The sequence below is a fragment of the Cellulomonas marina genome, from assembly GCF_900111925.1.
Taxonomy (GTDB): domain Bacteria; phylum Actinomycetota; class Actinomycetes; order Actinomycetales; family Cellulomonadaceae; genus Cellulomonas; species Cellulomonas marina.
In genome coordinates this window covers 182,694-200,108 of record NZ_FOKA01000006.1, presented here as the reverse complement: position 1 = coordinate 200,108, position 17,415 = coordinate 182,694, and the positions used below count along the sequence as shown (strand labels likewise).

Annotated in this window: 22 protein-coding genes; 12 read left to right on the top strand and 10 right to left on the bottom strand. The window is 77.0% G+C overall.

The window, feature by feature from the left end; genetic code table 11:
• Positions 1-55: 55 nt before the first annotated feature.
• The 4 genes from BM048_RS08735 (at position 56) to BM048_RS08725 (ending at position 3,067) form a co-directional block, all read left to right on the top strand.
• Positions 56-751 (top strand): SDR family NAD(P)-dependent oxidoreductase, encoded by a 696-nt coding sequence (locus BM048_RS08735; protein WP_090032405.1) that lies wholly within the window; start codon positions 56-58, stop codon positions 749-751.
• A 123-nt stretch (positions 752-874) separates the two neighbouring features.
• Complete coding sequence (locus BM048_RS08730; protein ID WP_090032403.1) at positions 875-1,396, top strand: hypothetical protein; 522 nt, start codon at positions 875-877, stop codon at positions 1,394-1,396.
• Positions 1,397-1,698: 302 nt separating this feature from the next.
• A complete protein-coding gene (locus BM048_RS17820; RefSeq protein WP_139224376.1) occupies positions 1,699-1,920 on the top strand; it encodes a hypothetical protein in 222 nt (73 codons plus the stop codon).
• Positions 1,921-1,933: 13 nt separating this feature from the next.
• Positions 1,934-3,067 (top strand): hypothetical protein, encoded by a 1,134-nt coding sequence (locus BM048_RS08725; RefSeq protein WP_090032401.1) that lies wholly within the window; start codon positions 1,934-1,936, stop codon positions 3,065-3,067.
• Between the two features lie 21 nt (positions 3,068-3,088).
• Here BM048_RS08725 and BM048_RS08720 read toward each other — a convergent pair whose 3' ends face one another.
• From BM048_RS08720 to BM048_RS08700, 5 genes are all read right to left on the bottom strand, one after another.
• The gene (locus tag BM048_RS08720) at positions 3,089-3,832 is read right to left on the bottom strand and encodes a hypothetical protein (RefSeq protein WP_139224375.1); all 744 of its coding nucleotides are present in this window, start codon (positions 3,830-3,832) and stop codon (positions 3,089-3,091) included.
• 5 nt (positions 3,833-3,837) lie between these two features.
• A complete protein-coding gene (locus BM048_RS08715; RefSeq protein ID WP_090032397.1) occupies positions 3,838-4,416 on the bottom strand; it encodes an RNA polymerase sigma factor in 579 nt (192 codons plus the stop codon).
• 70 nt (positions 4,417-4,486) lie between these two features.
• Entirely contained in the window at positions 4,487-5,368 is an 882-nt protein-coding gene (locus BM048_RS08710; RefSeq protein ID WP_275407350.1) for an aldo/keto reductase, read from the bottom strand.
• A gap of 22 nt (positions 5,369-5,390) precedes the next feature.
• Positions 5,391-8,000, bottom strand: coding sequence for an MMPL family transporter (locus tag BM048_RS08705; RefSeq protein WP_090032395.1), 2,610 nt, complete (start codon positions 7,998-8,000; stop codon positions 5,391-5,393).
• A 53-nt stretch (positions 8,001-8,053) separates the two neighbouring features.
• Positions 8,054-8,761, bottom strand: coding sequence for a TetR/AcrR family transcriptional regulator (locus BM048_RS08700; RefSeq protein ID WP_090032393.1), 708 nt, complete (start codon positions 8,759-8,761; stop codon positions 8,054-8,056).
• Positions 8,762-8,866: 105 nt separating this feature from the next.
• Here BM048_RS08700 and BM048_RS08695 point away from each other — a divergent pair, with 105 nt between their 5' ends.
• The 6 genes from BM048_RS08695 to BM048_RS08670 are packed head-to-tail and all read left to right on the top strand — an operon-like array spanning position 8,867 to position 12,822.
• Positions 8,867-9,112, top strand: coding sequence for a hypothetical protein (locus tag BM048_RS08695; protein ID WP_090032392.1), 246 nt, complete (start codon positions 8,867-8,869; stop codon positions 9,110-9,112).
• A gap of 11 nt (positions 9,113-9,123) precedes the next feature.
• Positions 9,124-9,558 carry a TA system VapC family ribonuclease toxin gene (locus BM048_RS08690; protein ID WP_239078922.1) on the top strand — a complete coding sequence of 145 codons (435 nt, stop codon included), beginning with the start codon at positions 9,124-9,126 and terminating at the stop codon, positions 9,556-9,558.
• Positions 9,555-10,229: a nucleoside/nucleotide kinase family protein gene (locus tag BM048_RS08685; protein WP_090032389.1), complete on the top strand. Its 675-nt coding sequence runs from the start codon at positions 9,555-9,557 to the stop codon at positions 10,227-10,229. The genes BM048_RS08690 and BM048_RS08685 overlap by 4 nt, the downstream gene beginning before the upstream one ends.
• A 15-nt stretch (positions 10,230-10,244) precedes the next feature.
• Positions 10,245-10,664 (top strand): nitroreductase/quinone reductase family protein, encoded by a 420-nt coding sequence (locus BM048_RS08680; RefSeq protein WP_090032387.1) that lies wholly within the window; start codon positions 10,245-10,247, stop codon positions 10,662-10,664.
• On the top strand, positions 10,657-11,838 hold the full coding sequence (locus BM048_RS08675) for a MalY/PatB family protein (protein ID WP_239078921.1): 1,182 nt from the start codon (positions 10,657-10,659) through the stop codon (positions 11,836-11,838). Before BM048_RS08680 ends, BM048_RS08675 begins: the two co-directional genes overlap by 8 nt.
• A gap of 9 nt (positions 11,839-11,847) precedes the next feature.
• The gene (locus BM048_RS08670) at positions 11,848-12,822 is read left to right on the top strand and encodes a squalene cyclase (protein WP_090032384.1); all 975 of its coding nucleotides are present in this window, start codon (positions 11,848-11,850) and stop codon (positions 12,820-12,822) included.
• 98 nt (positions 12,823-12,920) lie between these two features.
• On the opposite strand, the gene BM048_RS18485 is transcribed toward BM048_RS08670, so the two are convergent.
• The 3 genes from BM048_RS18485 to BM048_RS08655 all read right to left on the bottom strand — a co-directional run bounded on the left by BM048_RS18485 (position 12,921) and on the right by BM048_RS08655 (position 14,876).
• Positions 12,921-13,382, bottom strand: a complete 462-nt coding sequence (locus BM048_RS18485) for an SHOCT domain-containing protein (protein WP_203708932.1) — start codon at positions 13,380-13,382, stop codon at positions 12,921-12,923.
• Between the two features lie 76 nt (positions 13,383-13,458).
• Positions 13,459-14,163: a hypothetical protein gene (locus tag BM048_RS08660; RefSeq protein ID WP_090032381.1), complete on the bottom strand. Its 705-nt coding sequence runs from the start codon at positions 14,161-14,163 to the stop codon at positions 13,459-13,461.
• Positions 14,164-14,660: 497 nt separating this feature from the next.
• Positions 14,661-14,876, bottom strand: a complete 216-nt coding sequence (locus BM048_RS08655; protein ID WP_139224374.1) for a hypothetical protein — start codon at positions 14,874-14,876, stop codon at positions 14,661-14,663.
• A 156-nt stretch (positions 14,877-15,032) separates the two neighbouring features.
• Here BM048_RS08655 and BM048_RS08650 point away from each other — a divergent pair, with 156 nt between their 5' ends.
• Entirely contained in the window at positions 15,033-15,260 is a 228-nt protein-coding gene (locus BM048_RS08650; RefSeq protein WP_175499401.1) for a hypothetical protein, read from the top strand.
• 50 nt (positions 15,261-15,310) lie between these two features.
• On the opposite strand, the gene BM048_RS18480 is transcribed toward BM048_RS08650, so the two are convergent.
• Positions 15,311-16,018 carry a helix-turn-helix transcriptional regulator gene (locus tag BM048_RS18480; protein WP_090032376.1) on the bottom strand — a complete coding sequence of 236 codons (708 nt, stop codon included), beginning with the start codon at positions 16,016-16,018 and terminating at the stop codon, positions 15,311-15,313.
• A gap of 126 nt (positions 16,019-16,144) precedes the next feature.
• Positions 16,145-17,101, bottom strand: a complete 957-nt coding sequence (locus BM048_RS08640) for an oxidoreductase (RefSeq protein WP_090032492.1) — start codon at positions 17,099-17,101, stop codon at positions 16,145-16,147.
• 96 nt (positions 17,102-17,197) lie between these two features.
• Between BM048_RS08640 and BM048_RS08635 the strand changes: the two genes are divergently transcribed.
• On the top strand, positions 17,198-17,410 hold the full coding sequence (locus BM048_RS08635; RefSeq protein WP_090032374.1) for a hypothetical protein: 213 nt from the start codon (positions 17,198-17,200) through the stop codon (positions 17,408-17,410).
• Positions 17,411-17,415: the final 5 nt, after the last annotated feature.

Below are 17,415 nucleotides of genomic sequence, written 5' to 3'. Positions count from 1 at the left end.
CTACCGACGCCGGGGGCACTGGCCGCCACCGCGGCGTGCCCGGAGGGTGGACGCCATGACCACCACCCTGATCACCGGCGCCAACAAGGGTCTCGGCCACGAGGCCGCCCGCCGTCTGCTCGCCCTCGGCCACACCGTCCTCGTCGGCGCGCGCGACCCCCAGCGCGGACGGGCGGCCGCGGACGCCCTCGGCGCCCGCTTCGTCCCGCTCGACGTCACCGACGACGCGTCCGTCGCCGCCGCCGTCGCCGACGTCGAGGCCCACGAGGGCGTGCTCGACGTCCTCGTCAACGACGCGGGGATCGCCGGCTCGGCGGCGCCCGTCACCGAGCTCACCGCCGCCGACGCCGAGACCGTCTTCGCCACCAACGTCCTCGGTGTCGTCCGCACGACGCAGGCGTTCCTGCCGCTGCTGCGCCGCTCGTCGGCCCCGGTCGTCGTCAACGTGACCAGCGGGCTGGGCTCCTTCGCCACGGTGCACGACGAGAGCCGCATCGAGTCGAGGGTCGTCGCGCCGTTCTACACCGCGTCCAAGTCGGCCGTCACGATGCTCACGGTGCAGTACGCGCGGGCCCTCCCCGATCTGCGCATCAACGCCGTCGACCCGGGCTACACGGCCACCGACCTCAACGGCAACAGCGGCCCGCAGACGCTCGAGGAGGGCACGGACGCCATCGTCGCCATGGCGACCGTCGGCCCCGACGGCCCGACGGGGACCCTGCAGGACCGCCACGGCGTCCTGGCCTGGTGAGGACCGCCGGGGCGACGAGGGGTCGTCGCCCCGGGGCGCCCGTCGCCCGAGCAGCGACGGGCGGGTGCGTGGGAGGCTGGGGTGCCGGCGTCCCGCCGTGCCGCACCGTCAGACAGGGGTCCCATGACCGCCGTGCTCATCCATCCTTCGCAGGGCAAGGGCGACGGCCTCGTCAACGCCGACGTCTCCCTGAAGAACCCGGTCGTGTGGGCCGATCGCCCCGACCTCCTCCCGACCCTCGTCGCCGACCAGCGCATGGCGCTGCAGCGCCGTTACGAGACCGAGGCGCGCATCTGGGGCACGTACCGCGCCAACCTGCCCAAGTACAAGAAGGTCACCGAGGGCGACCTCGTGGTGTTCACCGGCGGTGGCGGGATCTGGGCGCTGGGGCGCATCGGCTACCAGTTCAGCAACGACCGCTTCGCCGCGGCGCTCTGGACGCCCGACGAGGAGAAGGGCCTCTACGAGTTCCAGTACGCGGTGGAGGACTACCGCCCGGTCGAGCTGCCGTACGCGCTGCTCAGCGAGGCGTTGGGGCACAAGGCGAAGAGCACCTTCCAGGCGATGGTGGTCTACGAGGGCGAGCGCGCGGACACGGTGGTGCAGGCGCTGACCGCGGCGACGGGCTCCGCGACCGACGACTGAGCCCTGAGGAGCGGCGGCGCCCCTGGGCCGAACGGGTGGTCTCGGCGCCGTCCTCACGCTGGCGGTCCACGGGCGTGACGCGAGGCGTGCCACGGCGGACGAGTACGTTCCGCCCCGCCGCCAAGCACGCGGGAGTACTCGACCTGGCCCCGCCGGAGGAGTGGGCGCGCTGGGCACCCCTGGCCTAGCAGACCTCAGACGTACGGGTGCTAGGACCCTTCCCGGCCGCACCGGCAGCGAGGACCGTCGGCACCGGCGCTCGGCACGGCGGCCGGGCCGCACGGCGACGGCGAGGTGGGGACATGAGCACACCAGCAGGTCCTCGACCGACGAGCGCTGCGCTCGGGATGCGCGCGGTCCCGCCGACGCCTCCGGCCGAGCCCGGCACGTTCCCGTACGAACGGCGGCGGGGCCCCGACGGCCGGATGTACCAGTGGCGGCCCCACGACCAGAACGCCACGCCGCCCGTGTTCGGCGTCTGGGCCCTCGACCAGGTCCTGACCGACCCGCCGACGCTGCGCTGAGCGGGGCCGCGCCGTGCTCCGGTCCCGCCGGGACGTGCTGCCCGCCTCGCTGGAGGCACCCGCGGCGGCCCTGCTGTCGGCTCTCGCCGACCGCTTCACGGCGCGACCCGCCACCCCCGCGGCACCGCCCGACGAGCAGCTCACGTCGCTGACCCGGTTCCCGACCGAGGCGCAGACCGCGGCGAAGTGGCTCGTGGCGGCGCTGGCCGCGGTCGGGGCGACGGTCTTCGGCACCGCGGTGGTCGCCCGACCCGCGCTCGACTGGGGGGACGAGCGCGGCCGGCTGGTCCTCGCCTGGGTGCTCGGGGCGGTCGGGCTGTTCGCGGTGGGGTTGCTGCTGGTGACCGCCACGCGGGTCTTCGCGCCGCAGGTCGTCGACCTCTGGCAGCTCGGCACCCTCGAGGCGGAGATCGACGGGGCGTCCGAGGCGGACAGGGCGCGCTACCTGCCCGGCGGCCTGACCTCCGTCGGCGCCTTCCGCACCCGGTTGGGACAGGAGAGGGACGCCGCCGCGGCGATGGAGGCGCAGGTGCTGCGCGCGCGGCGGCTGCTCGAGCGGGCCGAGGCGCGCGATGACGCCGCAGCGACGGCACGCGCCCGTGACGACCTCGTCGACGCCGAGGACGCCCTCGCCGCAGGCCGGCGGACCCTGGAGACGCTCGAGCGGTCGCGATCCGTGCTGGTCGCCGCCGCGCAGGCGCGGCGCACCGACGAGGAGACGGCCCGCCTCCTGCGGACGACGGCCGTCGCCGGACTGGTCGCGGCCGTCGGCGGCATCGGCTTCCAGCTCGTGCTGGCCGTGGGCGACGACGACGCGGGCCACGGCGAGGGGGCCGGCGCGGGGGCCGGCACCGTCGTCACGACCACCATGACGCGAGCGCCGGGGCAGGCCGGGGACGCGCTGTGGCAGGCGCTCGACCTCGCGTCGTGCGAGGTCGACGGCCGCGACGGCGTGGTGCCGGTCGCGGTGAGCGCCGGTGACGGGACCGCCGCCAGCCCGTGGCGCGTGCAGACCGTCCCGCTGACGCCCGCCTGCCTGCCGCGGACGTTCGAGGTGGTCGCGGCGGCGGCCACGGTGGTCGTCGTCGAGCCCCAGGAGGTCACCGTCGAGTACGGACCGGTGACACCCGCGGCCACGACCGGCTGAACGCGCCGGGCCGCGCCCCGGTCACCGGGCGACCTCGACCGGCGCGCCGGGCACGCCCCTCTCGTCGAACGGCGTGACGGTCGCCGCCGGGGAGTCCGTCGGCCACCACGCGGCGAACCAGCCGTCCTGGACCGTGGCCCGGACCGGGCCGCCGGCCTCCCGGTCGACGACGACCTGCGCGACGTCGCTACCGGCGAGCCCGTACACGGCGGTCCACGGCCCGTCCTCCGGGGACCACGTGCCCACCCAGCTCACGACGGCCACGCCGTCCGCCGTCGGGGCGGCCGGCATCGTCCGGGTGTACGCCGCGATCGAGCCCTCGCTCGTCTCGTGGTCGCTCCACACGCAGGCGCTCGCCCAGGCGCCGTCCGCGAGCACGCTCAGCACCACGGCGCCACGCTGCTCGACGAGCACCGGGGCGGGCTGCACGTCGGCCGGGACCGAGGAGGCGCACGACGCCGTCGCGCGGGCCGCCGTCGCGGGGTCCGGGGCGGCCGGGATGGCGGTCCAGGTCGCGAAGGCCGGCTCGTCGGGCGGGGCGGTCAGCAGCACCGCCGCGACGACGGCGGCCGCCGCGCCGCCCGCCGCCAGCGCCCAGCGCCGGGCCGGCCGCCCAGCACGCCGGGCGCGCGCGGCCGCGAGGGTCGGCACCGCCCCGGCGTGCGTGTCCTGCTCCGCGCGCACCCGCGCTCGGGCGCGCTCGAGCCCGTCGGGGTCGACGACCCCGGTCGGGGCGAGCGCGCGCACCCTCCGGTCGACGTCCACCACCCTCACCGTCCCCTCGGCGTCCGCTGCACCGCGTCCTCGGCGCCCACCGGGGCGCCCGCGCCGACGCCGTCGCCGTCGGCCTCGTCGAGCAGCCGCTGCAGCCGGGCCCGGGCACGGTGCAGCCGGACCTTGAACGCGGTCGTCGAGCACCCGGCGACGAGGGCCGCGGCCGCCGGCCCCAGCCCGTCCCACGCCGTCAGCAGCAGGGCCGGCCGGTCGGCCTCCGACAGCAGCGCGAGCGCGCCGAGCAGCTGCGCGCGCTCGGCGACGTGGTGCTCGACGCCGTCGTCCGCACCGCCCGCCGGCCCGGCGACGGCCGCGAGCGCCGCGACGCGCTCGTCGTGCCGCAGCTCCGTCCGCCGCCGGTTGGCCACCGTGTTCCGCGCGACGACGAGCAGCCACGGCAGGACGAGCGCGGGCACCTCGTCCCGGCGGCGCCAGGCCACCGTGAAGGTCTCCGCCAGGACGTCCTCGGCGTCGTGCACGCCCACGTGGCGCACGGCGTACGCCTGGATGCGCGGCGCGTGCTCGCGCCACAGGGCGTCGAACCACGCCTCCGGGTCCGTGCTGAGCCACCTCACACCCTGCAGTGTCCCGGGAGCGCCCAGGATTACAGGCGCCTGGTCACCGGATCCGCAGACGGTCCTCGTATCAGCCGGCCGCGCTGCAGCGGGCGAGCTCGTCGTCGGACAGGACGAGCTCCGCGGCAGCGGCCGAGTCCGTGATGGACGTCGCTCGTCGGGCGCCGGGGATGGGGATGACGTGCGGCGAGAGCGCCAGCTCCCACGCGAGCACGACGCGCTGCGGGCTCACGCCGTGCTCCGCGCCGATCTCGGCGAAGACGCCGAAGCGCTCCCCGACCCCGGCCGCGCCGCCGCCGGTGCCGCCCAGCGGGCTCCACGGCAGGAACGCGATGCCCTCCGCGTCGCAGAGCCGCAGCTCGTCCTCCGACTGGCGGTGCGACGGCGAGAACTCGTTCTGCACGCTCACCAGCCCGCCGGGGCCCAGGACGTCCTGCGCGATGCGGATCTCCTCGGGGTTCGCGTTGGAGATGCCGACCGCGCGGACCTTGCCCTCGTCGCGCAGCGCCTTGAACGTCCCGACGACCTCGGCGTAGTCGCGCTCCCGATCGGGGCGGTGCCACTGGTAGAGGTCGATGACGTCGACGCCGAGCCGGCCCAGCGACGCCTCGACCGCCGAGCGCAGGTACTCCGGGGACCCGTCGCGGCCCCACGTCTCCCCCTCGCCGCGGGTGATACCGCCCTTCGTGGCGACGACGAGGCCGTCGGGCAGGCTGCCGCACGCGCGCAGGGCCGTGGCGACGAGGCGCTCGTTGTGGCCGAAGGTGTCCCACGAGGGGGCGTAGCAGTCGGCGGTGTCGAGCAGGGTCACGCCGGCGTCGAGCGCCGCGTGGATCGTCGCGACGGCCTCGCGCTCGTCGGGGTACTGCTTGTCGTTGTTCATCGACAGGGGCATGCAGCCCAGGCCGACGGGGTGGACCTGGAAGGGGCCGAGGGCGCGCGTCGTCGTCACGGTCGTCGACGCTAGCCCTCGGTCAGGCGGCCGGCGCGCCCGGCACGTGCGGGTGGCGCCGCTCGAGCGCCGCACCCTCCACGTCCACGTCGGGCAGCACCCGCTGCAGCCAGCGCGGCAGCCACCACGCGGCGTCGCCCAGCAGGTGCAGCAGCGCGGGCACGACGAGCATCCGCACGACGAACGCGTCGACGAGCACGCCGAACGCCAGCGCGAAGCCGATGGGCCGGATGAGCGCGGACTCGGCGAACATGAAGCCGCCGAACACCGAGACCATGATGATCGCCGCCGCGATCACCACGGCCCGTCCGGCGCGCAGCCCCTGCGCCACCGCCAGCCGCGCCGGCGCCCCGTGCGCGTACGCCTCGCGCATGCCGGAGCCGAGGAAGAGCTGGTAGTCCATCGCCAGGCCGAAGAGGATCCCGACGAGGATCGTCGGCAGGAAGTTGAGGATCGGCCCGGGCCGCTCGACCCCGAAGACGTCCGACAGCCAGCCCCACTGGTAGATCGCCACGACCCCGCCGATCGCGGCGAAGTACGACAGCACGAACCCGAGCGTCGCCAGCAGCGGCACGAGCAGCGACCGGAACACCACCACGAGGATGACCAGCGACAGCCCGATGACGACGCCGAGGTAGACGGGCAGCGCGCCGGCCAGCTTGTCGGAGATGTCGATGTTGCCGCTGGCGGCGCCCGCCACGCCCAGCGTCGTGCCGTCGTCGAGCGGTGACAGCTCGCGCAGGTCCGTGACCAGCCGCTCCGTGCTCTCGCTCGTCGGGCCCTGCGCGGGGACGACCTGCAGGACGACGGTCGTGCCGTCCGCCGACGTGCCGGCGGGCGCGACCGCGGACACGTCGTCGACGGCCGCGACCGTCTGCGCCACCGCGAGCTGCGCGGCCACCTCCTCGCCCTCGGCGGGCGCCTCCGGCAGCTCCGCGACGACGACGAGCGGCCCGTTCGTCCCGGGGCCGAACCTCTCGGCTACGCGCGTGTAGGCCTGGTACGAGGTCGAGCTCTCGGGCTCCGAGGAGCCGTCGGGCAGGTTGGTGCGCAGGCTCAGGGCCGGGGCCGCCACGGCCGCCAGCACGGCGACGCCGACGACGACGCGGCCGACCGCACCCGCCGTGGACATGGGGCGCACGGCGGTCGCGGCCGGGGAGGCCGTCGTCCCGACGACCGGGATCGCGCCCGTCGGCGGGGCCACGTGCCGGCCGTGCGAGGTGCGCGCCGCGTCCGCCTCCTGGGCCGCCAGGACGGCCGCGTCCGCCGCCGCCCGTTCCCGCCGGTTGAGGATGCGGCGGCCGATGAGGTGCAGCAGGGCGGGGGTCAGCGTGACGGCGACGAGCACCGCCACGGCCACCGCCGCGGCCCCGACCGTCCCCATGAGGCCGAGGAACGGGATGCCGGTGACGTTGAGCGCCAGCAGCGCGATGACGACGGTCGACCCGGCGAAGACCACCGCGTTGCCGGAGGTCCCGTTCGCGAGCCCGATCGACTCCTCGACGTCGTAGCCCGCCTTCAGCTGCCGCCGGTGCCGGTTGACGATGAACAGCGCGTAGTCGATGCCGACCGCCAGGCCGAGCATGAGGCCCAGCACCGGCGTCACCGACGACATGTCGACGACCCCGGAGAACGCCAGCGACCCCAGCGCCGCGATGGCCACGCCGACGAGCGCGGTGACCAGCGGCAGCCCCGCGCCGACCAGCGTGCCGAGCATGACGACGAGCACGATCCCGGCCACCACGAGCCCGACGACCTCGCCCGGCCCGACGACCGACGGCGTCTCCTGCGCGATGTCGGAGCCGAAGTCGACCTCGAGCCCCCCGACGTCGGCGACGCCGTCGGTGAAGGTCGCGATGACCGCCTCCTTGGCCTCCTGCGGCACGTCGAGCTGGGCGCCGGCGAAGACCACCGTGACGACGGCGGTCGTCCCGTCCTCCGACACCACGCGGATGCCCGAGGCCAGGTCCGCGAGCGCCTGCCCCTGCTCGAGCTGCGCCGCCTGCGCCTCGAGCTCCGCCGACCCGGCCTCGAGCCGGGTCCGCTGCTCGTCGAGCTGGGCCCGCCCGGCCGCGAGCTGCGCCTCCTGCGCGTCGAGCGCGGCCGTCGCCTCGGGCCCCGCGCCGGCGGCGGTGGCCTGCGCGCGGGCGGCGTCCAGCGTGTCCTGGGCGGCGTCGAGCTCGGCCTGCGCCGCGTCGAGCTGCGCGCGGCCGGCGGTGAGCTGCGCGCGGCCCTCCTCGACCTGGGTCGCGCCGGCCACGAGCTGCGCGGCGCCCTCGGTGCGCTGCGCCTCGGCGGCGAACGGGTCCACGACGGTCTGGACGCCCTCGACCCCCATGGCGTCCGCGACGACCGCGGCGAGGCCCTGCTGCTGCTCGGTGGTGAAGGGTGCGTCGTCGGCCGTGTGCACGACGACGGTGCCCGTGGCGCCGGCCGCCTCGGGGAGCTGGGCCGCCAGGCGGTCCGTCACCTCCGCCGTCGGGGTGCCCGGGATGGAGAAGCTGCTGGCCAGCGTGCCGGCGCCCACGCCGTAGCCGACCCCCGCGAGCGCGACGACGACCACCCACACGGCGATGACCGCGCGGGCGTGGCGGGCCGCGGCGCGGCCCAGGCGGAAGAGGAGCTCGGCCATCGTGTCCTTCGATCGGTGGGGGTGGTGGTGCCGGGGGCGTGTCGGGGGACGTGTCAGGGAGTCTGGCGCGGAGCGGGCGCGGCGGGCGGTGCGGGCGTGACGAGCAGCGTCGACGCCAGGTGCTCGACGAGCCGTGCCCACGCCGCGCGGCCCGCCGCGTCGTCGGACGCGGCGGCACCGGCCAGCCAGTGGCGGTGCAGCACGACGAGCCCGCTGGTCAGGGCACCGACGGCGAGCTCGACGTCGAGGGGGTCGGCCCGGGGGTGGCGCCGGACGAGCGCGGCGGCCAGCCCGTCGCCGACCTCGACGAGCGCCCGGAGCAGCAGCACGGCCTGCTGCGGCGGCACGCCGGCCGCGGACCCGGCGGTCGCAGCCGTGATGCCCAGCCCCCGCGTGAGGGCGGCCATCGGCCCGACGAGGTCCGCCCGTCGCAGCGCGGCCGCGAGGTCGGCGGCCACCGCCCGCCGGGGGTCGTCGTGCCCCGCCGGCGGAGAGGGCGCGTCGTCCCCGACCAGGCCGTCGAGGACCTCCCGGAACGCCTGCGCGCCGACGGCGGTGACGACGTCGGCGCGCGAGTCGAAGTGGTTGAACACCGTCCGCCGCGCGACGCCGGCCTCGGCGGCCAGCCGGTCGACGGAGAAGCGCGTGCCGCCCGTCTCGACCATCAGGGCGCCGGCGGCGTCGAGGATCGCCTGGTGCGTCCGCGCCCGGTGCGCCACCCGTCGGTCGGGCACGCGCCGCTCGCGAGGCCCGTCGTCCATGCGCACCAGGCTACGTGGGTTGCACTCAGTGCAGCGACGCGGTCACCCGGACGAGCTCGGCCCGCGCCGGTGACATATCCGCATACCGCGCGTAGGGTCACCACCATGAGGACGACCTTCCACCTCCCCGACGACCTCTACCGCGACGTCAAGCGCGTGGCGGTGGAGGACGGCCGGACGATGACGTCCTTCGTCGAGCAGGCGCTCCGCGACGCCCTGGCTCGCCACCGCGCGCCGTCCTCCGAGCGCGAGCGGTACGTCGTCACGCCGCTGGGTGGTCAGGGCTTGCACGCGGGCGTCGACCTCGCCGACTCCGCCGCGCTGCTCGAGCGCATGGACGGACGCGCGTGATCCTCCCGGACGTGACCGTGCTGGTGGGTGCGCTGCGCGCGGACGCGCCCCGGCACGACCTCCTGCGCGGGTGGCTCGAGGACGCCGTCGCCGACCCGGAGGTGCTCGGCCTGACCGACGCGGTCCTGGGCGGCACCGTGCGGGTGCTGACCCACCCGCGGGTGTTCGACCCGCCGTCACCCCTGCCGGACGTGCTCGACGCCGTCGCTGCGCTGCGGGCGGCCCACGGGGTCGAGCGCGTGACCGCCGGACCGAGGCACTGGGAGATCGTCGACCGCCTGTGCCGGCTCGTGGACGCCCGGGGGGACGTCGTGCCGCACGTCCAGCACGCCGCGGTCGCCCTCGAGCACGGCGCGCTGTGGGTGAGCCTCGACCGGGCCTTCGCGCGGTTCCCCGGGCTGCGGTGGGCGACGCCGGAGGGTCCGGGCCGAGGGGGCAACCCGTGAGCACGACCGTGACGCCCGGCCTGGCCGCGCTCGCCGACCGGGCCGAGGCCCTCGTCGCCGGCGCGGCGGGGCCCGGCCGGCCCCTGCTCGGCATCACCGGCACCCCCGGTGCCGGCAAGACCACCCTCGCCACGGCCCTCGTCGCGCTGCTCGACGAGCGGCACGGCGCCGGGTGGGCCGCCTACCTGCCCATGGACGGCTTCCACCTGGCCAACACCACCCTGGACCGGCTCGGCCTGCGGGACCGGAAGGGCGCGCTGGAGACCTTCGACAGCTGGGGCTTCCTGGCCCTCCTGCGCCGCGCCGCCACCGAGACGGGCAACCCCGTGTACGTCCCCGGCTTCGACCGGCGCGTCGACGAGGGCGTCACCGGCGCGACCGTCGTCGCGCCCGGCACCCGCCTGGTCGTCGCCGAGGGCAACTACCTGCTCGTCGACCAGGAGCCCTGGGCCGGCGTCCGCGACGTGCTCGCCGCCTGCTGGTACTGCGACACCTCGCCCGACGAGCGCCTGGCACGGCTCGTCGACCGGCACACCCGCCACGGCCGCAGCCCCGAGGCGGCCGAGGCCTGGGCGCGGACCGTGGACGGCTCCAACGCGCTCGTCATCGAGGCATCCCGGGACCGCGCCGACCTCGTCGTCTCCGGGGTCGACCACCGGCCCCTGGCGTAGGGCAGCATCGGCGGCGTGGCGGACTGGAACCAGCAGATCATCGAGGAGTTCCGCGCGTCGGGCGGCACGGTGACGACGATGGGCTTCGGGCGCACGCTCGTCCTCGTCCACCACGTCGGGGCGCGCACGGGCACCGAGCGGGTCGCGCCGCTCCGGGCCATCCGGGTCGACGACGACACGTGGCTCGTCGCCGCGTCGAAGGCCGGGGCCCCCGAGAACCCGGCCTGGTTCCACAACCTCGTCGCGCACCCGGAGACGGTGGTGGAGACCCCCGACGACGGCACGGTCCCGGTCCGGGCCGAGGTCCTCGTCGGCGACGAGCGCGACGCCGCCTGGGCGCGCTTCACCTCGGCGAGCCGGGGCTTCGCCGAGTACCAGGAGAAGACCGCGCGCGTGATCCCCGTGGTGGCGCTGCGGCGTCGCAGCGGTGCCTGACGCCTTCGACGCGCCCACCGGCGAGGAGCTGCGGGCGCGCGGCAGCATGAAGTGGACGACGTTCCCGGGAACGACGGGGGCGTTCGTCGCGGAGATGGACGTGCTGCCGGCACCGCCCGTCCGCGCCGCGCTCGACGACGCCCTCGACCGCGGGCTGACGGGGTACCTGCCGCCGTGGCTGACCGAAGAGCTGTCCGCGGCGACCGCCGCCTGGTACGCGCAGGCCTACGGGTGGACCGTGCCCGACGCCTGGGTGCACCACGTGCCGGACGTGATGGCCGCGCTCGAGGCGACGATCGACCACCTGACGCCGCCCGGGTCTGCGGTGGTGCTGCCGACCCCGGCGTACATGCCGTTCCTCACCGTCCCGGCGCTGCGGGGGCGACGGGTCGTCCAGGTGCCGTCGGTGCGGGACGGGGACCGGTGGGTGGTCGACCTCGACGGGATCGCGGGGGCGCTCGCCGCGGGGGGCGGGCTCGTCGTGCTGTGCAACCCGCACAACCCGCTCGGGACGGTCGCGACGCGGGCGGAGCTCGCCGCGCTGGCGGAGGTCGTGGACCACGCCGGCGCGCGGGTGTTCGCCGACGAGGTGCACGCACCGCTCGTCCGCGCCGGAGCCGTGCACGTCCCCTACGCCTCGGTCTCCCCCGCCGCCGCCGCGCACGCCGTCACGGCGACGTCGGCGAGCAAGGCGTGGAACGTCCCCGGCCTGAAGTGCGCGCAGGTGCTGCTGTCCGACGAGGCGACCGCCGCGCGGTGGGCCGCGGTCGGGCCGGCGGTCGGGCGCGGCACGTCGACCCTCGGCGTCGTCGCGAACGTCGCGGCCTACCAGCACGGGCGGCCGTGGCTGGAGGAGGTCGTCGGCTGGCTCGACGCGAACCGGCGGCTGTTCGCGGCGCTGGCGGCCGAGCACCTGCCGGGCGTGCCGGTGAGCGACCCCGAGGGCACGTACCTGGCGTGGCTCGACCTGCGCGGGACGGGAGCCGCCGACGACCCCGCGACCTGGTGCCGCGAGCACGCCGGGCTCGCCGTCACCGACGGGCGGCTGTGCGGTGACGCGGGGGCCGGTCACGTGCGGCTGGTGCTGGCGACCCCGGCGCCCGTGCTCGGCGCGGCGGTGGAGCGGCTCGGCGCCGCGCTGCACGGCGCCCCGGGTGTCGGGGGGCGGTCCTAGCCTGGCCGCATGGCTCTGGCGCCCGCGCTCGTGGAGTGGCTGCTCGACACCGACCCGGCCCTGCGGTGGCAGGTCGAACGCGACCTGCTCGGCGTGCCCGAGGAGGTCTGGCGGGCGACGCGCGCCCGCGTCGCGGCGGAGGGCTACGGCGCGCGGCTGCTCGCCCTGCAGGACGACGACGGGCAGTGGGCGGGCGGCGCCTTCTTCCCCGCCGGCTTCACGGGCGAGGGCGAGGAGGGCCAGCCCTGGACGGCGACGACGTGGTCGCTGAACGCGCTGCGCGGCTGGGGCCTGGACGCCGCCGCGCTGGCGGGCACGGCCGAGCGCCTGGCGGCCGGGAGCCGGTGGGAGTACGACGACCTGCCGTACTGGGACGGCGAGGTCGACTGCTGCATCAACGGGTACACGCTCGCGAACGGGGCCTGGCTCGGCGTCGACGTGTCCGGGCTCGAGCGCTGGTTCGTCGAGCACCGGCTGGCCGACGGCGGGTGGAACTGCCAGTGGGTCGAGGGGTCGACGCGCTCGTCGTTCCACTCGACGCTCAACGTCGTCAGGGCGCTGCTGGAGCACGAGCGGCTGACCGGCGGGTCCGACGAGCTGCGCGCCGTGCGGCACGCCGGCGAGGAGTACCTGCTCGAGCGCCGGCTGCTGCACCGGCTGTCGACCGGGGAGCGCGTCGGGCCGTGGGTGGACGCGATCGCCTGGCCGTTCCGGTGGCGGTACAACGCCCTGAACGCGCTCGACCACCTGCGGGCGGCGTCCCTGCTCGACGGCACCCCGCCGGACCCGCGGGCCGCCGAGGCCGTCGCGCTCGTGCGGGCGCTCCGGGGCGCCGACGGCACGTGGCGGCAGGGTGAGCGCGAGCCCGGACGGGTGTGGTTCGAGGTCGACGTGCCCGCCGGCGAGCGGTCGCCGTGGCTGACCCTCGTCGGGACGCGGGTGCTGGACTGGTGGGACGGCACGGGCCCGACGCCCACCCGCTGAGGGGACACGGGACTGCCGGGCGTCAGGAGCCGCGGCGCCGGGAGGCGGTGGGAGGGGCGCCTGAGGTGGCAGCCCGCGTCACCGCCCGGCCGCGCAGGTCAGGACCGGTGGCCGAGCACGCGGCGCTTGGCGGCCGCGAACTCCTCGTCGTCGAGGTGCCCCTGCGCCCGGAGCGCGGCGAGGCGCTCGAGCTGGTCGATGAGGCTGCCGCCGCCCGTCGGCGTCGGTGCGGGCACGGCGACGACCGGCTGCTGCGCGGCGGACGTCCGGGCGGTCGCGGCGGCCCGCGCCGCCATCGCGCCGTTGGCGAGTGCCACGCCCGTGTCGGCGAGCGTGGACACGATCCCGGTGCTGCGCGCCCGCAGCGCGGCCTTCTGCGTGGCGTCGACGGGCAGCCGCTCGATGCCGATCTCGAGACCGCGGGCGATGCCCTTCGTCAGGCCGTAGTGCAGGACCCGGTCGTTGAGCGACCGCGGCGCCCGCCGACCGCTGCCTGCCGCGGGACCCTCGTCGTCGCGCCCGTCGGGTGCCAGGGCACCACCGCTCACCGCGTCGTCCACGTCACCGCACCGTCCATGGCGTCAGCATCACCCGGCCGGGCCCGCCGCGCACGACCAGACGCACGACCAGGCGCCGTCAGGGGCGGCGCAGGACCTCCCACGCCCCCTGCACGGTGCGGCCGGCACGGGCCCGCTCCCGGGGCCACGTCTCGAAGGCCGCGAGCCGGTCGGCGACCTCGGCCAGGAGCGCCACGTCGTTGAGGAGGATGCCCTCCAGCACGTCCTCGGGCTCGGCGCCGCTGACGGACGCCCAGCGCGCCGGGTCCGCCCCGGCGGGCGCCGGCAGCACGGCCGCGGGGCCGTCGACGGCCACCCGCGCACGCTCGATCTCGATGAGCAGCGACCGGCGGGCCGCCCGGACGGAGCGCGGCACCCGGTGCTCGAGGATCCGGTCCCCGGCACGCCACCCGCGCTCGGCGAGCCACGCGGCGCGCGTGGCCCGGCGCGACAGGCGCAGCCCCACGGTCGTGCGCCAGCCCAGCTCGACGACGACGACACCCATGAGCGCCAGCAGCACCGCGCCCAGCAGCGCGACGACGACGGCCGCACCGCCGACGGCCAGCCCGGGCACGAAGGCGGCGGCGAACAGCGCGGTGGCCGTCCCGGCCGCCGCGAGGTGCGTGCCGCGTCCCGGCGGGCACGCCCGGGCCACGACCAGCGCGCGCTCGAGGTGACGGGAGGCGGGCACGGGGCCGGGGCGCGCGATCCGGTGGATCTGCCGGTCCAGGTGGTACCGCAGCTGGCGCGACCGCGCCTCGACGGTCCGGACCTCCGTGCTCATGCCACTCCCCTCGCGCCGCACCCGCGGCCTGCCCCACGCAACCCGCGCACCGTGCTGGGGCGGGGTCGTCGTCGGTGGCTGCGCGCGGTCGCGCGCAGGCGACGTCGGCGCGTCCAGTCTCGGAGAACGGTGTCGGACCGTCAACGCGAGCGCCCGGAGGTGAGACGGCCCGCGGGGCCCTGCGGCGGCCCCCGACAGCGGGCGCACGACGAGGAGCAGGCGCGACGCGACCGCCCGCCCCCGACGGAGTCGCGCATCACACACCCGCACGGGTGATCCGCCGGGCGGACGGCCGTGTCCGGTTCCGGCCACGGGTCTGGCGCCCCGGCCCCGCACGACCCAGAGTGCGGCGCGGTGCGGACCGCGCACCGACGACGAGTCGCAGGGGGCTCGAGCGTCGGTGCCGCGGGCCCGCCGCCATGCGCGTCAGATGCGGCCGGCGCCCACGACGGACTCGATCCAGGCGACGACGGGCCCGTTCGCGCGTCAGGTGCGCGTCAGAGCGGGGACACCCGCACGACGGCCAGGTCCTGCGCCTCCTGCATCCGCCGCAGGATGCCGAGGACGACGTCCGTGTCCTCCACGGGCAGCGCCGCGACGGCGACGTCCTGCGGGTCGTCGGCGCCCCCGCACCCGGCAGGGCCCGGGCCGGTGGCGGCCGGCCGGGCGGGGCTGCGCCGTGCACGAGCCGGGCGTGCGGCGGGATGCGGCATGGGCAGCACCCTCGCGCGCCACAGGGCCGCCGACAACGCGGGCGTCCGGTAGCGGACACCGGCGGTGCCACGCGGCCGGGAGCGTGCGCACCATCGCCCTGACCGGTCCCGTCGGCACCGGCACCCGCGACGCACCGCACCCGACCGGAGGGCACCATGCGCACCTCGACGTCCGCCTCGACCGCCACCACCACCACCGTGACCGCCGCGGTGCCGACCGCCCCGACCTCCCGGCACCGTGGCCGGCTCGCTGCGCGCGCGCTGCTCGTCGGGCTGCTGGCCGTCCCCGCCCTCGGGGCGGGGGCGACGGCCGCGAGCGCCGACGCCGGCACCACGACGGCCGGCGCCACGACGAGCTGCATCCTCTGCGTCGGCGGTGGCTAGGGCCACTGAGGGTCACCCGGGCGTCACCGAGGGGTTCGCGACGGGCGAGGTCAGAGCCAGCCGCTGCGCACGGCCTTGACCCCCGCCTCGAACCGGGACCGGGCGCCGAGCATCGTCATGACGGCCGCCATCCGCCGCCGGATGGTCCGCGTCGAGAGCCCGAGCTGCTTGGCGGCCACCTCGTCCGTGACGCCCGCCGCCATGATGTCGAGGATCTCCCGCACGGTGGACTCGGCGAGCAGGTCCTCGGGCCCGGTGCCGACGCGCTGGGCCGACCGCCACATCGTGACGAACTGCTGGAAGAAGCTGTGCACCACGGCCGGCTCGGTCGAGACGAGGTAGGGCGGCTCGAGGGTGTCCGGGGCGACCGCGACGGCGACGGTGCGCCGGTCGAACAGGATGATGCGGTGCGGCACGCGCACCGCGACGCGGACCTGGGCGCCGGCGGCGGCGAACTCGGTGAGGTAGCGCAGCACCTCGGGCCGCCGCACCGAGTCCGCCTGGTAGATGACGGGCCCCCCGCGGCCTGCACGGATGAGGGCGACGTCCTCGTCCCACGAGGAGCGCAGCGTGCCCACGTCGTAGTGGCCGCCGGGCAGCGCGCTCCAGATGCGGCGCGCGCCGGCCGCCTCCTGCTCGAGCCGCGCCCCCAGGGCGGCTCCGTCGTCGTACCGCAGGATGGACCCGCGCTCGGCCGCCGCGCGGATGGCGCTGGACTCGACGTCGTCGGGCGGTGGCGTGCCCCCGCCCTGTCCCATGCCCGGCCCCTCGTCGCCCCGTCGCGCGCCCGTCCGCGACGCCCCCCGCAGTCTCGCCGCGTCGCACCCGCCGCGGCAAACCGCGCCCGTGGAGAGCAGGCCCGAGCAGGACGGCTCCGTAGCCGGTCAGCGGGGCGGTGCCGCCGGCAGGTCCGGGAAGGTCACGCCCGTCAGCCGCTCGCTGGCGGCCCAGAGCCGGGCAGCCGTGTCGTCGTCCTGGGCGCGGGCCGAGCGGCCGACCCGGGTGGGCGCGCCGCGCTGCTCGCCGAACCCGTCTGGGCCGAGGTACTCACCGCCGCGCACGTCGGGCATCGTCGCCGCGTAGAGCGAGGGCAGCGCGCCGTCCGCGTCGGACTGCTCCAGGCGCGACTGGCCCCACCGGTACGCCGCCGCGAGCGGAGCAGGCAGCCCGGCGACGAACGACGACGACAGGTTCGAGGACGCGAACCCCGGGTGCGCCGCGACGGCGAGGACGGGGTCGCCGTGGGCCCGCAGCCGGCGGTCGAGCTCGCGGACGAAGAGCAGGTTCGCCAGCTTGCTCTGCCCGTACGCCGGCCACGGGCGGTAGCGCCGGCGCTGCCACTGCAGGTCGTCGAGGTCGACGCGGCCGAAGCGGTGCGCCTGGGAGGACACGACGACCACGCGCGCGAACGGCGCCTGGCGCAGCGCGGGCAGCAGCCGCCCGACGAGCGCGAAGTGGCCCAGGTGGTTCGTGCCGAGCTGCCGCTCGAAGCCGTCCGTCGTCGTGCCGTACGGCACCGCCATGAGCCCGGCGTTGGCCACCAGCAGGTGCAGGGGCTCCTCCGCCCCCCAGCGCTCCGCGAGCTCCCGCACGGACCGCAGGTCCGCGAGGTCGAGGAGCTCGAGCCGCGGGGTCCGGCCCGTCGCGGCGGCGACCGCGTCCTGCGCGTCCCGGCCGCGCCGCAGGTCCCGGCACGCGAGCGTGACGTCCGCGCCGTGCGCCGCGAGCGCGAGGGCCGTCTGCAGGCCGAGCCCGCTGTTGGCCCCCGTGACGAGGGCCCGCTGGCCGTCGAGGGAGGGGATGTCGTCGGCGGTCCAGCCCCGCGCGCGTTGCTCCGGCATGGGCGTCACCGTAGGCACCCGGACGGGGTGGCGCCGCCCGACGACGGGCGGGGCGGCCGGGTGCGGGCCCGGCACCGCTGCGGTAGGCAGGGGGGCATGACCACGGACCCGCACACCCAGGACGGCACCATCCCCTCGGCCACCGCCGGCGGGACGGGCAACCCGCACCCCGACAGCCCCCGCGAGACGCACACGGACCCCGAGGCCGACCCGCGCCTGCCGGACCCCTCCGACGAGCCGGCCAACGCGATGGAGGAGCTGGAGAGTCCCTTCAGCACGGCGAAGCCGGGGGACATCGGCCGGTCCTGACGCCG

Excerpts from the sequence above, each read along its gene's own strand:
- BM048_RS08735 (WP_090032405.1), top strand. The coding sequence starts at position 56 with ATGACCACCACCCTGATCACCGGCGCCAACAAGGGTCTCGGCCACGAG.
- BM048_RS08730 (WP_090032403.1), top strand. The coding sequence starts at position 875 with ATGACCGCCGTGCTCATCCATCCTTCGCAGGGCAAGGGCGACGGCCTC.
- BM048_RS17820 (WP_139224376.1), top strand. The coding sequence starts at position 1,699 with ATGAGCACACCAGCAGGTCCTCGACCGACGAGCGCTGCGCTCGGGATG.
- BM048_RS08705 (WP_090032395.1), bottom strand. The coding sequence starts at position 8,000 with ATGGCCGAGCTCCTCTTCCGCCTGGGCCGCGCCGCGGCCCGCCACGCC.
- BM048_RS08700 (WP_090032393.1), bottom strand. The coding sequence starts at position 8,761 with ATGGACGACGGGCCTCGCGAGCGGCGCGTGCCCGACCGACGGGTGGCG.
- BM048_RS08695 (WP_090032392.1), top strand. The coding sequence starts at position 8,867 with ATGAGGACGACCTTCCACCTCCCCGACGACCTCTACCGCGACGTCAAG.
- BM048_RS08670 (WP_090032384.1), top strand. The coding sequence starts at position 11,848 with ATGGCTCTGGCGCCCGCGCTCGTGGAGTGGCTGCTCGACACCGACCCG.
- BM048_RS08660 (WP_090032381.1), bottom strand. The coding sequence starts at position 14,163 with ATGAGCACGGAGGTCCGGACCGTCGAGGCGCGGTCGCGCCAGCTGCGG.
- BM048_RS08655 (WP_139224374.1), bottom strand. The coding sequence starts at position 14,876 with ATGCCGCATCCCGCCGCACGCCCGGCTCGTGCACGGCGCAGCCCCGCC.
- BM048_RS08650 (WP_175499401.1), top strand. The coding sequence starts at position 15,033 with ATGCGCACCTCGACGTCCGCCTCGACCGCCACCACCACCACCGTGACC.
- BM048_RS18480 (WP_090032376.1), bottom strand. The coding sequence starts at position 16,018 with ATGGGACAGGGCGGGGGCACGCCACCGCCCGACGACGTCGAGTCCAGC.
- BM048_RS08640 (WP_090032492.1), bottom strand. The coding sequence starts at position 17,101 with ATGCCGGAGCAACGCGCGCGGGGCTGGACCGCCGACGACATCCCCTCC.
- BM048_RS08635 (WP_090032374.1), top strand. The coding sequence starts at position 17,198 with ATGACCACGGACCCGCACACCCAGGACGGCACCATCCCCTCGGCCACC.